Source organism: Paraburkholderia unamae (assembly GCF_003096875.1).
GTDB classification, from domain to species: Bacteria; Pseudomonadota; Gammaproteobacteria; order Burkholderiales; family Burkholderiaceae; genus Paraburkholderia; species Paraburkholderia unamae.
The window spans coordinates 314,901-327,771 of sequence record NZ_QEOB01000006.1 but is presented as its reverse complement, the minus strand read 5'-3'; the positions used below and the strand labels follow the sequence as shown (position 1 = coordinate 327,771).

The 12,871-nt window shown below is 62.7% G+C and carries 13 protein-coding genes and 3 tRNA genes; 6 read left to right on the top strand and 10 right to left on the bottom strand.

Annotation, left to right across the window (positions count from 1 at the left end; all coding sequences use genetic code 11):
• Positions 1-15: 15 nt before the first annotated feature.
• On the top strand, positions 16-495 hold the full coding sequence (locus tag C7402_RS15275; protein ID WP_116611191.1) for a phage protein NinX family protein: 480 nt from the start codon (positions 16-18) through the stop codon (positions 493-495).
• 93 nt (positions 496-588) lie between these two features.
• On the opposite strand, the gene C7402_RS15270 is transcribed toward C7402_RS15275, so the two are convergent.
• Positions 589-665: transfer RNA gene (locus C7402_RS15270), tRNA-Arg, on the bottom strand.
• A gap of 82 nt (positions 666-747) precedes the next feature.
• Positions 748-824, bottom strand: a tRNA-Arg gene (locus tag C7402_RS15265).
• A 161-nt stretch (positions 825-985) separates the two neighbouring features.
• Here C7402_RS15265 and greB point away from each other — a divergent pair.
• Positions 986-1,549 (top strand): transcription elongation factor GreB, encoded by a 564-nt coding sequence (gene greB / locus C7402_RS15260; protein WP_112171385.1) that lies wholly within the window; start codon positions 986-988, stop codon positions 1,547-1,549.
• An 81-nt stretch (positions 1,550-1,630) separates the two neighbouring features.
• Here greB and C7402_RS15255 read toward each other — a convergent pair whose 3' ends face one another.
• Positions 1,631-2,800, bottom strand: a complete 1,170-nt coding sequence (locus C7402_RS15255; protein WP_112171384.1) for a porin — start codon at positions 2,798-2,800, stop codon at positions 1,631-1,633.
• 564 nt (positions 2,801-3,364) lie between these two features.
• Complete coding sequence (locus C7402_RS48305) at positions 3,365-3,565, bottom strand: hypothetical protein (protein WP_112171484.1); 201 nt, start codon at positions 3,563-3,565, stop codon at positions 3,365-3,367.
• 414 nt (positions 3,566-3,979) lie between these two features.
• On the opposite strand from C7402_RS48305, the gene C7402_RS15245 reads away from it, so the two are divergent.
• Entirely contained in the window at positions 3,980-4,183 is a 204-nt protein-coding gene (locus C7402_RS15245; RefSeq protein WP_028205165.1) for a cold-shock protein, read from the top strand.
• Positions 4,184-4,334: 151 nt separating this feature from the next.
• Here the strand turns inward: C7402_RS15245 and C7402_RS48000 are convergent, their stop codons facing one another.
• Positions 4,335-4,463 (bottom strand): hypothetical protein, encoded by a 129-nt coding sequence (locus C7402_RS48000; protein ID WP_258396979.1) that lies wholly within the window; start codon positions 4,461-4,463, stop codon positions 4,335-4,337.
• On the opposite strand from C7402_RS48000, the gene C7402_RS15240 reads away from it, so the two are divergent.
• Complete coding sequence (locus C7402_RS15240; protein WP_116611248.1) at positions 4,462-5,628, top strand: exonuclease domain-containing protein; 1,167 nt, start codon at positions 4,462-4,464, stop codon at positions 5,626-5,628. The genes C7402_RS48000 and C7402_RS15240 overlap by 2 nt on opposite strands.
• A gap of 23 nt (positions 5,629-5,651) precedes the next feature.
• Here C7402_RS15240 and C7402_RS15235 read toward each other — a convergent pair whose 3' ends face one another.
• The 3 genes from C7402_RS15235 to C7402_RS15225 all read right to left on the bottom strand — a co-directional run bounded on the left by C7402_RS15235 (position 5,652) and on the right by C7402_RS15225 (position 8,350).
• Complete coding sequence (locus C7402_RS15235; protein ID WP_116611190.1) at positions 5,652-6,242, bottom strand: chorismate mutase; 591 nt, start codon at positions 6,240-6,242, stop codon at positions 5,652-5,654.
• Positions 6,243-6,503: 261 nt separating this feature from the next.
• The gene (locus C7402_RS46945; protein ID WP_027795377.1) at positions 6,504-6,653 is read right to left on the bottom strand and encodes a hypothetical protein; all 150 of its coding nucleotides are present in this window, start codon (positions 6,651-6,653) and stop codon (positions 6,504-6,506) included.
• A gap of 539 nt (positions 6,654-7,192) precedes the next feature.
• The gene (locus C7402_RS15225; protein ID WP_116611188.1) at positions 7,193-8,350 is read right to left on the bottom strand and encodes an aldo/keto reductase; all 1,158 of its coding nucleotides are present in this window, start codon (positions 8,348-8,350) and stop codon (positions 7,193-7,195) included.
• A 117-nt stretch (positions 8,351-8,467) separates the two neighbouring features.
• On the opposite strand from C7402_RS15225, the gene C7402_RS15220 reads away from it, so the two are divergent.
• Together C7402_RS15220 and C7402_RS15215 are read left to right on the top strand one after the other, a co-directional pair.
• Entirely contained in the window at positions 8,468-9,409 is a 942-nt protein-coding gene (locus tag C7402_RS15220; protein WP_116611187.1) for a LysR family transcriptional regulator, read from the top strand.
• Between the two features lie 150 nt (positions 9,410-9,559).
• Positions 9,560-11,389, top strand: a complete 1,830-nt coding sequence (locus C7402_RS15215; protein ID WP_116611186.1) for a tetratricopeptide repeat protein — start codon at positions 9,560-9,562, stop codon at positions 11,387-11,389.
• Positions 11,390-11,457: 68 nt separating this feature from the next.
• Here C7402_RS15215 and C7402_RS15210 read toward each other — a convergent pair.
• Together C7402_RS15210 and C7402_RS15205 are read right to left on the bottom strand one after the other, a co-directional pair.
• Positions 11,458-11,533 (bottom strand) — tRNA-Thr (locus tag C7402_RS15210).
• Positions 11,534-11,600: 67 nt separating this feature from the next.
• Positions 11,601-12,617, bottom strand: a complete 1,017-nt coding sequence (locus tag C7402_RS15205; protein ID WP_112171380.1) for a class 1 fructose-bisphosphatase — start codon at positions 12,615-12,617, stop codon at positions 11,601-11,603.
• Between the last annotated feature and the right edge of the window lie 254 nt (positions 12,618-12,871).

Genomic DNA, 12,871 nt, shown 5'->3' with positions numbered 1-12,871 from the left:
AACGAGGGACCTGCAATGAAAGTAGCTGAACTGACCGGACTCGCGCTCGATTACTGGGTGGCGCGCAGTCTGCCGGATTTCGTCCGCGAGATCTATTTCACCGACAGTGGCGAGACGGTCGCCGTGCGCGGCAACGACAGGGGTCGTCCGTGGGACGGGCGCTTCGTGCCCACCGATTCGTGGGAGGCGGCGGGTGTCGTGCTCGATCGCGCAGTGCGTGTCGAACTGCGCGAAGGCGACCCGGCGCGATGCGTCGCGCAATTCGAGGGCGGGCGCGATGGAGTGGAAGCCCACGGCGCAACGACGCGCGAGGCGCTGCTCAGAGCGTTCGTGGCGAATTGTTTTGGCGAAACGGTGGGAGAGATGCTGCGCCAGCCCCAGACGCTGATCGGCGCGGGCATGGAGCCGATATCGGAGCCGAGCGCCGTAGGCGACGTCGAAGACTTGCCGCGACCCGACGCGCAGATCGGCGACATCGGGACGGCGCCGCGCTAGCGATTCGCGAACCGGAAGAGGCAAGCAGGCAGTAGCCGATTTTGCCGCTGAAAAGACAAAGGGCCTTTCCGATTGGAAAGGCCCTTTGAATGGTGGCGCGGCTGGCAGGATTCGAACCCACGACCCCTTGGTTCGTAGCCAAGTACTCTATCCAACTGAGCTACAGCCGCACGCTAAAGCGGTACAACCTACAACATATACTGCCTGAAACTTTTGCCGCCGAAAAGCAAAACGGCAAAAGCATCGAATAAGTGGCGCGGCTGGCAGGATTCGAACCCACGACCCCTTGGTTCGTAGCCAAGTACTCTATCCAACTGAGCTACAGCCGCACGCAGAAGTGAGATTATAGCAGGGGTTTGAAAAAAGGGAAGACCCTTATCGCGATTTGTCTTGAGAAGCGCTTCGTGTAACCTGTTTGTCGTAGTAGGGTAGTAGGCGTCAGCGTTCCGGGCGCCCGCACTGGCACGCACCAACACCGCAGCAAACCATCATGAACAAGGCCTTTGTCAAAGAATCGACCGACAACGACGACGACGATCTCGAAGCCGGTTACCCCGCGATTCCCGCCGGCACGAAGAACTACATGACGCCCGCCGGCTATGAGCGCATGCGCAACGAGCTGCTGCACCTGATCGACGAGGAGCGCCCCGAGGTGGTCAAGCTCGTCTCGTGGGCCGCTTCGAACGGCGACCGCTCGGAGAACGGCGACTATATCTACGGCAAGCGGCGGCTGCGCGAGATCGACCGGCGCATCCGTTTCCTCACGAAGCGTCTCGATCTGGCCGAGGTCGTCGACAGCAGCCGGCAAGAGAACGTGGACCAGGTGTTTTTCGGCGCGACCGTCGAATACGGCACCGAGGACGGCGAGGCGCATACGGTCACGATCGTCGGCGTCGACGAGGTCGATCTCGATGTCGGCCACGTGAGCTGGGTCTCGCCTGTCGCACGCGCCCTCCTGAAGGCGAAGATCGGCGATCAGGTGACGCTGTACACGCCGGTCGGGCCGGAGACGATCGACGTGCTCGACGTGCGCTATCCGGCACCGCCTGCCTGAGTTGCGCGCCAATGAAAAAAGGCACCCTCGGTGCCTTTTTTTAGCTGCAACGCTGGCCACAGGGGGCCAGCAGCGTGCGGCTTAGAAGCGGTGACGCATACCAACCGTCACAGCGACCTGGTCTTGACGGGTCGATGCCGAACCGAGACCGTTCAGGTAAGCGCCGATGTTCTCCGGGTTCGACGACACGTGTTGCCAGTCGCCTTGCAGGTAGACGTCGGTGCGCTTCGACAGTGCGTAGTCCGACTGGAGTGCAACCGTGTTGTAGTTCGGGTTCACGCCGCCGCCGATGTTTGCACGGGTGTACGTGTACGCGCCAGCCAGGCTCAGGGCCGGGGTCAGAGCGTAACGGACGTTACCTTCAAAGTTCTGGAAGCGTGCGCTGTTGGCGTTGAAGCCGATGCCGCCCGTCGTTGCCGTGCCCGTACCCGATTGCGTACCCGAGATGCCGCCGCCTGCTGCGTCGCTCAGGTTCGTCTGCGTGTACACGAAGCCAGCCGTTGCCGGGCCGAACGTGTAGTTGATGCCACCGCCGAACGTGCGCTGACGGCCTGCCAGGAACGTCCACTCACCCGTTTGCGCGCCTGCCGACGCCGACGAGAACACTGCGGCGTTGTTCATGTCGTTGTTCAGTTGCAGGTAGCCGGCTGCGACGTTCAGGCCGCCCCAGCTATACGATGCGCCGAAGCTGTATGCACGGTTGTTTGCGAATTCGGTGCTGTTCGAGAACGAGTACGTGCCGCCGAACTTGAAGCCGGCGTAGTTGATGCTCGTGTACTTGACCGTGTTGTTGAAACGAACCGAGTTGTTCAGGTTGTCGTTATCGAACGGGTGGGCAGCGATCGTGCCGCCGTATTGCGTGCCGGTGTTCGACAGCGGTGCGACGTAGTCGACCACGGAGTCGTACTGACGACCGAGGGTGACCGCGCCGTACTGGTCGCTTGCGAGACCGACGAAAGCCTGACGGCCGAACATACGGCCCGACTGGCCCGACGTGCCGTTCATGATGTTGAAGCCGTTTTCCAACGTGAAGATGGCCTTCAGACCGCCACCGAGGTCTTCAGAACCGCGCAGGCCCCAACGGCTGCCGTTGACCGTGCCGCTCGTTGCCTTCCAGAGGCTGTGGCCGCCGGAGTTGTTTGCGTAGGTGATGCCGGCGTCGATCAGGCCGTACAGCGTAACGCTGCTTTGCGCGTGTGCAGCCGTTGCAAAAACGCCCGTCAGGGCAGCGACCATGAGAGTCTTTTTCATCTTTGTAAACTCCGAGAACAGAGGTGGGTTTCGTTGAACCCGTTTGGGAAACCGTCCACGCGAAGCGCAGCGAGAGGCAAAGTTCGCGTGGTACGAATTAATCCGTCAAGTCGGTTTCCAGACAGCCAGAGTGTAGAGAGGGTGTTCGAAAAGGGGGTATTCCGATTTGCGCAATAAAGTATTGCGATATCGGAAATGATTAAGCCGCTGCCCTTAAGCCCTGCTGGTAAAGGCTTCGAGCGGGTTTCGCGAAATTGAGAGGGGGGTGTCAACCGCACGGGCGTTGTGCGATCGCTACAACAATTGATTGCGCAAAACGGCTTAAATGACCCGTTCTGATTATTGCGCTCAGCGTAACAGATGATTGTCTGTCGTAAGCTTAATGGTCAGACGAGAGTGCGGCTATACTGCAATTGCTGCTTTCCGAAGCAGACTTTTTCGTTGACGAAAAAGATCTCCAAACCTTTGTCGGCGCGGCCTTCCAGCCGCGCTTTTTTTTGCCCGCGTTTTTCACTCGCGGTTCACCGCCGTCTTGCCCGCCGACTGAAAGCCTGCCCGAAAGCCTTATCGGGCGCCAGTCTGCGGGGGTTCCGGCTGTAGGCTCCAGTCTTCCATTACGTAGTGCCGTGCGTCCATAGGGGAACACAGCAGGTTGTGCCAATGGTCCCCGTGCCACGCGCCATAGGTCTCGGCTTCTTCAGCCGTCGACGCCATTGCATCGGTTTGCACGAGCCAATGGATCCATCTCCGCAGAGTCGTCAGCATGATGACCTCCGATGCCTCTAACAATATGAATCTTGAATTGAATGTATTACTCGAACAACCGGTAGAAACACTTACGTTTGACACGAATTGTTACATTTCGGGAAAAACTTCCCGGTAGATGTGACGTGAAGAAGATAATCGGGTAAAAATGACGCATCCCGATATTCATTCACATGGCATACGATTTTCTGAAGATTTTTTGATGCGTACCGCTTTTATCTTCGAATCGGGAATGCTGTTATAAAAAATTCGCTTGACTGCCGATTGGCGTTCCCCGTATAACGGCAATGCTGATTTTCGTTCCGCTTCAATTCCAATAAGTGGAATTCACCTGATGCGGAACAGCGGGAATTGGCTGGTATACGGCGTGAGGGTGAATGCCCGCGTCATTAAAATCTCGAGGGAAACTGAAACATGGAAACCGGTATCGTCAAATGGTTCAATGATGCGAAGGGCTTTGGCTTTATCACGTCTGACGCCGGCGGCGACGATCTGTTCGCGCACTTCTCGGAAATCCGCGCCGACGGCTTCAAGTCGCTGAAGGAGAACCAGCGTGTCTCGTTCGACGTCAAGGTGGGTCCGAAGGGCAAGCAGGCCGCGAACATCCAGCCGCTGTAATGACAGCGTGCGGGCGCTCGCCGCGCGAGCGCTCAAGTCGTACAGAGCCCCGGACAAATCCGGGGCTTTTTTATTTTTGGCATATTGATATTCGCGTGATAATAATGGCCGCATTTTTTTTGGCCGCCTGGTTAATCGGGAAAACCCTGGATTAGCCGGATTTGCCGATTCGGGCTTCGAAAAATCGGCAAACGGGATTCATCTTGCCGACGCCGTCGCCGCGCGGCGTCCAAACGGTGCATACTTGGGCCGTTTTCCAATTTCCCTGCTGTTTCATCATGCTTGAATCCTCCTTGAACGCCGCACAGACTGCCGGCGATCTTCCCCTCGTTTTTGTCGATCTCGAGACAACAGGAGGCTCGGTCGGCGAACACCGGATCACCGAAGTTGGCGTGGTCGAAGTGGCGCAAGGGCAGGTGACGCGATGGAGTACGCTCGTCGATCCCGGCCAGTCGATTCCGCCCTTTATCCAGCAACTCACGGGTATCACGGACAAGATGGTGCGCGGCGCCCCGAGCTTTGCCGATATCGCCGCCGGACTCTACGAGCGACTGGCCGGCAAGCTCTTCATCGCGCATAACGCGGCCTTCGATCGCGGCTTCTTGCGCGCGGAGTTCGAGCGTGCCGGTTATTCCTTCAATCCGGACGTGCTCTGCACGGTGCGCCTGTCGCGGGCGCTTTTTCCGGGCGAGAAGCGCCACGGCCTCGATGCGCTGGTCGAGCGCCACGCGCTCGTGCCCTCGGACCGCCACCGCGCGCTCGCCGACGCCGACCTGCTCTGGCAATTCTGGCAGCGGCTGCCGGCACTCGTGCCCGAGGACGCGCTGGCGGCGCAAATCGAGCGCACGACGCGCCGTCACGTGCTGGCCGGCGACATTACCGATGAACTCATCGACACGGCTCCGGCCGGGCACGGCGTTTATGCGTTCTATGGCGAGAACGACGTGCCGCTCTACGTCGGGCGCAGCGTGCGTGTGCGCCAGCGCGTGCGCTCGCACCTCTCGGGCGACCGTCGGTCGTCGCGCGAACAACGCATGGCGCAGCAGGTGCGGCGCGTGGAGTGGCGCGCGACGGGTGGCGAACTGGGCGCGCTCCTCGTCGAGGCGCAATGGATCGCGATGCTCAAGCCGTCATTCAACCGCCTGCCGCGCGTGTCGAAGCGAGACCCCGCCGATCTCGGCGCGGCGCCCTGGCCGTTCGGCGGCGCCGTGCTCGTGCAGGAGCAGGACAACGCGAACGGCGCCGACGTCTTTCATTTGATCGATCGATGGTGCTATGTGGGCGCCTTCGCCAGTTCGGCCGAAGCGGCGCTGCTTGCGGATCCGGCGGTCGAGCGCGCGTTCGAGCTCTCGACCTGGCGCATCCTGCAAAGCCGCTTCGAGCGCGGCTTGAGCGTGCAGGTGCTGCAACCTTCCGAAGCGGACGGGCTGACGAGCCCGGCCTGACCCGCGAAGCGGGCGGGTGGCATTCAGGCGACGCCGCCTACGCCACCCGACTCGCAAACATGTCCCAGTGCCTGAGTCATGGCGTTCGCGCGCGTGGAGTCGTAGCGCGTGAGTTCCTTCCAGCTCGCCACCGACCGTGCGACGCGCGCCGGACAATCCGGCGCCTGACGCATCGGCTGCACGCGAGCGAGCGCGCCGATCAACCGCGCGGTGAGCTGGTCGAGTTGCGGCCGGGTGGCGGTGGCGAGATCCGGCGCCGGGTCGCTCGGCGCCTGCGAGGTGCGCCACGTGTCGAACAGCGACTTTTGCACCTGCGTGCTCGTATCGATCTGATCGCGGAAGAAGGTACGCGCAAACGCGGGGTCGACGCCGGCCGCCGCGGCGCGCTTCTGGACATCGGCGAGCAGGGCGTCTTCGCGGGGCGTATCGGTGATCGGCTTGTGGTGTTGCCACTTCCAGTGCGCGACCGGTTCGGCGAGCGCGAGGCGCTGCGAGACGAGTGCGACGAGGTTGGTGAGCGCGGTGTCGTCGCCATCGGCATGGGCGGACGTGAACGGCAGGGCGAAAAGCATCGCGGCGGCGCAACGCGCGCTCGTACGGATGAACAAAGACATGGAGTGGGAAGAGGCCGGCAGGGAAAAGCGAAGCATAGCCGGTTATGCTGTGCCTGCGTTCGGCAGCGACGCAGTCGTTTCGAGCGACCGCAGAGAAGCGCGCACGCAATCAAGCGTGCCAATCAAACGCATCAAACTAATCAGACAAGCATCGCGAGCACAACGTCGCGCGCAGAATTAACGCGCGCAAGCCCGCATTGCGCCTGTCAGCAGTGCGCATGCTGATACGCACACGCCTTTGCGCCGCGTGTGCGTTCCCCGTCACTTCTGTTCGTGTGCCTTGCGTTGCTCGTCAAGAAATGCCCGCACGTGAGCGGGCAATTCATCGCCGAGAAACTCGACGGCCACCGGTTCCGGATCCGGGCTGAAAACTTGGTCCGGGGTCGGAATCCTTGGCGGTTTGGCGTCCATGATCATTCTCCTGTGTAAGCCGATTATCCGGCTCGGCACTTCAATTGCGCTAGCCCCGCTTGCGGTAACAGTGCTTTTCCGGCGCGCCTGTTGCTTTATTCGGACAGCGATACAAATGATTAACGGCGCGGGAATATAATTGTCGAGATGTTCCTCGTCATGCACCATGCCGCATGAATCGCCATGTTGCGCATTCGGCGTGGCACGGCTGCTGCCCCGCACAATCCCTCAATCGCTCGCCCCGCAACCGCTGAGCCACGCGCTCGCAGGCGTCATGTCGCGCTCGCGTGACGCTGTGCCGCACGCTCGCTGCGAGCTTGCCTGCATGGCGCGACAGCGCCACCCGTCTACAACGGTTGATTATGCGATCGCGTTGACGTCGAAACGTTAATAAGAATTAAAACTATGTAAGCGTCCGTTTCTCGCCAATCGGCGGATTAATACTTTCGCTCACCAGCATTGGCCTGTGATTTAACGATCGTGCGTGCATAAATCGCCACGCGCAAAGGCGTGGCGTCCTGGCAAACGCCGTAAATTCGTTACGATTGCGTGGCCGGCGGCGCGGGCACGCGCTGCACATGGGCATGATTGTCGGGCGTCGCGCGCACATCGACCTGGCCGTGAATGCGCGCCTGATGACCGTCAGCGAACATGTAGTACGGAAACGGATGGGCGGGTTCGGAGGCCGCGTCGAGGCGCGCAACCAGTTCCGGCGCGAGCGTGAATTCGAGCGCGCCGAGCGATTGCTCCAGTTGCGAGACTTGGGTTGCGCCGACGATGATGCTCGCGACGCCTCGTTTCTGATACAGCCAGTTCAGGGCGACTTGCGCCATCGGCCGGTTGGCCTCGTGGGCGACGCGCTCCAGCTCGGCGACGATCGCGAAGTTGCGCGGCGAGAGCTTGTCGAAGCCAGGCGGCGGCTTGGCGCCCACCGTTTGCAGACGGCCCTCGCCGGACACACCCACAAGACCCGAAGCGTTGTGAGCGCCATCAGCGCCATCAGCGCTGGTTTGCGAGGGCCGGTATTTGCCCGAGAGCACGCCCATGCCGAGTGGACTCCACGGCACGAGACCCATGCCGAGTTGGGTCGCGAGATCCGCAAACTCGTGTTCCGCGTTGCGCTCGATCAGCGAGTATTCGAGCTGCATGGCCGCGACCGGTTCGAAACCGCGCCAGTCGGCGAGCGTCTGCGCGCGGCCAGCGTACCAGGCCGGGACGTCGGAAAGGCCCACGTAGCGGATCTTGCCCGCGCGCACCGCGTCGTCCATGGCGCGCATGACTTCGTCGACGGGCGTCATGCGATCCCACGTGTGCAGGTAATAGAGATCGATGTAGTCGGTGCCGAGGCGCTTGAGCGAACCCTCCAGCGCGCGCAGCAGATTCTTGCGATGGTTGCCGCCTGCATTCGGATTGCCCGATTCCGCGTTGTAGGAGTATTTGGTCGCGATGACGAGCCGCTCGCGCACACCACGCGCCGCCGCGAAGCGGCCGACCCACGATTCGCTTGTGCCCTCGGTGTAAAGATCGGCGGTGTCGATGAAGTTGCCGCCCGCATCGACGTAGAGATCGAAGAGTCGCTGTGCGGCGGCTTCGTCGGCGCCCCAGCCCCATTCGGTGCCGAACGTCATCGTGCCGAGAGCAATGGGGCTCACGCGCAGCCCGGAACGGCCCAGCAGGGTATAGCGATCGAGTTTCATGGCGGGTTCCTCAAAGGAAGAGCGGTGAAGACGAGGCCATCTTGCGCTTTTCCTTTTTGTGGAAAAATCGGGTTCACTTGAAATAACTGTGAAGCGGTACTTCACAATGGAGACGCCATGGACCCGATTACGAGCGCCAGCCCTGCGGCCCAAAGTCTCGCGGGCCGCCTGCCCGCGCTGCTGGCGGTCGCCGCCGTCGCGCGGCATGGCAGTTTTACGCGGGCCGCCGCCGCGGGCTTCTCGACTTCGGCGCTCTCGCAAACCGTGCGCGCACTCGAAGCGCAACTCGGCGTGAGGCTCTTCAATCGCACGACACGCCGCGTCGCGCTCACCGAAGCGGGCGCGCTGTTCCTCGCGCGCGTGCAGCCCGCGCTCGCCCAGATCGAGGAGGCGTTCGACGCGCTCGATGCTTCGCGCGACCAGGCCGCCGGTACGCTGCGCATCAACTTGCCGCGCGTGGCGAGCGAGCTGCTCGTGCTGCCGCATCTCGCGGAGTTCATGGAGCGCCACCCACAGATCAAACTCGAACTCGCGCTCGACGACGGTTTCGCCGATCTGGTGGGCGAGGGTTTCGACGCGGGCATCCGGCTGGGCGAATCGGTCGCGCCCGGCATGGTCGCGGTGCCGATCGGCGGCCCGATCCGTATCGCGGTGGTGGGTGCGCCGGACTACTTCAGACGTCATGCCCGGCCCGAGACTCCGGACGATCTGGCCGCGCACGATTGCCTGCATTACCGTTTCGCGACGGGCGGCGTGTACCGCTGGGAGTTTGCGCAGCCCGACGACCCGCAGCGCGTATTCGACGTGCTCACCACAGGGCGTTTCGTGACCAACGACCTGCGCACGATGGTGCGGGCCGCGGAGCAGGGCGTGGGCCTGCTGCACGTGATCGAGGACTACGTGCGGGCGCCGCTCGAGTGCGGCAGTCTCGTGCCGGTGCTGGAGGCGTGGTGCCCGTCGTTTCCGGGCTTCTATTTGTATACGGCGGGACGCGCGCAGCTACCGCCCAAGCTGCGCGTGTTCATCGACTTCTTGCGGGCCAAACGCCCGAGCGCCTGAAATCGCGCAGCCGTTTTCAGACATGTCTGATTCGGTAGCGTGCCGATCTTATTTATCTTTAAAAAGTACAGACGCGGAGGCCGCCCGGGCCCGAGCGCACCGCCCAGATCGAACCCGACCTGCGCGCCACCCATACGGCGCGAATTCACGATGAGCCACCCCGTCACCGCACCGGCCGAGACATCGGCTGACACTACGGCCACACACGCCCGCGCGAGCGAACCACTTGCGCTCGCAGACTTGCACTTCCAGGCGGGGCGAACGCGCGAGGCGTTGATCGCCTATCAGGATGTGCTCACGCAAGAGCCGCGCCACGCGCACGCGTTGCACCGCGTGGCGCTCTCTTATTTTCGCGACGGGCAACGCGACCTTGCGCGCGAATACCTGGAGCGCGCCATCAACGTGTCGCCCGAGCGCGCCGAGCTATGGGAGCATCGCGGTTTGCTGGCCGCGCTGGAGAAAGCCCACGTCGTGGCCGAAGCGTTATACCGCCGCGCGATCGCGCTCAGCGGCGGGACAGCCAGCCAGCATCGCAACCTGGCCGATGTGCTGAAGCTCGCGGGGCGCCGGGCCGAGGCGCGCATGCATTACGAGAAGGCGCTCGAATTCGATCCCACGTTGCATGACGCCATGCGTCGTCTTGCAGCGCTTTGCCTCGACGACGAACGCTTCGAAGAAGCTGTGATCTGGTCTCGCCGCGCGTACGAGTCAGGCGCTTCCCGTCTTGCCGATGGTCTCGATTTGCTGAAGGCGCTCGCTGGTCTCGGGCATGCCTCCGGGTTGAACGCGCAGATCACGCAAATGCGCGCGGCCTTCGCGCGGGACGCCGCGGCGCTCGAAAGCCTCGCTTTGCGGCTCAACGAAATCCATCGCTTCGACGCAGCATACGAGGTGGCGCTTCAGGGGCTCGCCGTCGACGCCACGCGCGGCAAGCTGCACCATTACGCGAGCTACGCCTTGAACATGCTCGGCGAGTATGCGCGCATGCGGCATCACGCCGACGAGGCGGCGCGCCTCTTGCCCGACGACGAGTCCGTGCAGTTCAACGCGGCCGTCACGATGTTGCGCGACGGCGACTTCGAGCGCGGCTGGCGGCATTACCACTGGCACGAGCGTCTGGCGTGCAACAGCACGCTGGTGCGTCCCGGTTTCGCGGAGTGGTCGGGCGAACCGGTGAGCGGGCGGCGCTTCTTGCTGGTAGGCGAGCAGGGGTTGGGCGACCAGCTTCAGTCCTTGCGCTACGCCGCGTGGCTGGAGCGCCAGGGCGCGACGGTCGACGTCTGGGTGGACAAGGCGATTGCCGACGTGGCGGCCCGCGCGCACGGCGTGCACCGGGTCTGGACCACGCTGCCGCCTGGCGCCTACGACTTCTGGAGCCGCATGTTTCGGCTTCCTGAGCATATGAAGCTGACGCTGGACAGGCTGCCGCTGGCGATGCCTTATCTCGGGGCGCCGCTCGACCTCATCGAGCGCTGGCGCGCGCGGCTCGCTGGCGGGGCGCCGCGTGGCGCGCGCAGGCTGCGCGTGGGCCTCGTCTGGGCGGGCAACCCCGATTACGAATTCGACCGCTACCGATCGCTCGCGTTACGCGTCATGCAGCCCGTGCTTGAGCGGGGCGGGGTGTCGTGGTTCTCGCTGCAAAAGGGCGCGGCGCAAAGCGAACTGGAGGCATTGCCTGCCGGCATCGACATTGCGCCGCTCGGGCGGGAAATATCGAGCTTCATGGACACGCTCGCCATCGTCCAGTCGCTCGACCTCGTGATTACCGTCGATACATCGGTCGCGCATCTCGCGGGTGCGGTGGGCGTGCCGGTGTGGATCCTGCTGCCGACCTGCACCGACTGGCGCTGGATGACGAAGCGAACCGACAGCCCGTGGTATCCCTCGGCGCGGCTTTTCAGGCAGCGCGAACTCGGGCGTTGGGATGAGGTGATCGAGGAGATGGGGGCGGCGCTCGATGCGTTGCCGCCAAAGGCGTGACGCAGTGGCCTCAGGGCGCGCTGAAAAGCAAAAAGCCCAGTCCGAAAACTGGGCTTTTGCTTGAATCCTGGTGCCGGAAAGAGGAATCGAACCCCCGACCTTCGCATTACGAATGCGCTGCTCTACCGTCTGAGCTATTCCGGCGCTGCATCAGAGAAGAAAGATTATAGGAAAGAGCCTCAGACTATGCAAGCCCTTTCTTCATCTTTTTTTATTTTTTCGCTTCGTGGTGATAGCGGGTCACGCGCTCGACCTCGTTCTTCGAGCCGAGGAACACGGCAACGCGCTCGTGCAGGCTCTTCGGCTGGATGTCGAGAATGCGTTGTTCGCCATTGGTCGCCACGCCGCCCGCCTGTTCGACGATGAACGACATCGGGTTCGCTTCGTACATCAGACGCAGCTTGCCCGGCTTCGACGGGTCACGCTTGTCCGCCGGATACATGAAGATGCCGCCGCGGTTCAGGATACGGTGCACGTCGGCGACCATCGAGGCGATCCAGCGCATGTTGAAGTTATCGCCGCGCGGGCCGTCCTTGCCCTCATTCAGCTCGCCAACGTACTTCTGCACCGGCTCATACCAGTGGCGCGCATTCGAAGCGTTGATCGCGTATTCGCGCGTGTCTTCCGGAATGCGCATGTTGCTTTGCGTGAGCACCCACGAGCCCAGTTCGCGGTCGAGCGTGAAGCAGTTCACGCCGTTGCCGGTCGTGAGCACGAGCACCGTTTGAGGGCCGTACACCGCGTAGCCGGCGGCGACCTGCTGCGTGCCGGGCTGGAGGAACGATTCTTCGGTGGCCTGCTTGCCGTCCGGGCAGCGCAGCACCGAGAAGATCGTGCCGATCGACACGTTCACGTCGATGTTCGACGAGCCGTCGAGCGGGTCGAACACGAGCAGGTATTCGCCCTTCGGGTAGTTGGCCGGGATCGGGAAGAACGTTTCCATTTCCTCCGAAGCCATCGCGGCGAGATTGCCGCCCCATTCGTTGGCGTCGAGCAGAATTTCGTTCGAGAGGATGTCGAGATTCTTCTGCACTTCGCCCTGGACGTTCTCGCTGCCGGCCGTGCCGAGGGCGTCGCCGAGCGCGCCCTTGCTGACGTTGAAGCTGATCGCCTTGCACGCGCGTGCGACGACTTCGATCAACAGGCGCAGGTCGGCGGGCAGGTTGCTGTGCTGGCGCTGCTGCTCGATCAGGTACTTGGTGAGGGTGGTGCGACGTTGCAAAGCCATTGCAGTACTCCGGATGCGCTTAGGGATGCCGCAATTCTACCCGCTCGACTGTGACCGGCCGCCGCGCAGCCGCGCAAAATAAAGCGCCGGAGCGTGCGCGGGCTTGACCGTGCGCGCTTTCGCGCGTCGGCCGGCCTGCTCGCGCCGTCAAAAATAATCACGAAAAAATGCGTAAAAAAACCGGCGCGAAGGCCGGTTGCCGGGTTGCCGGGTGATCGCGCGGCGGCTTGAACCTGCACAAGCGCGCCGCGCCT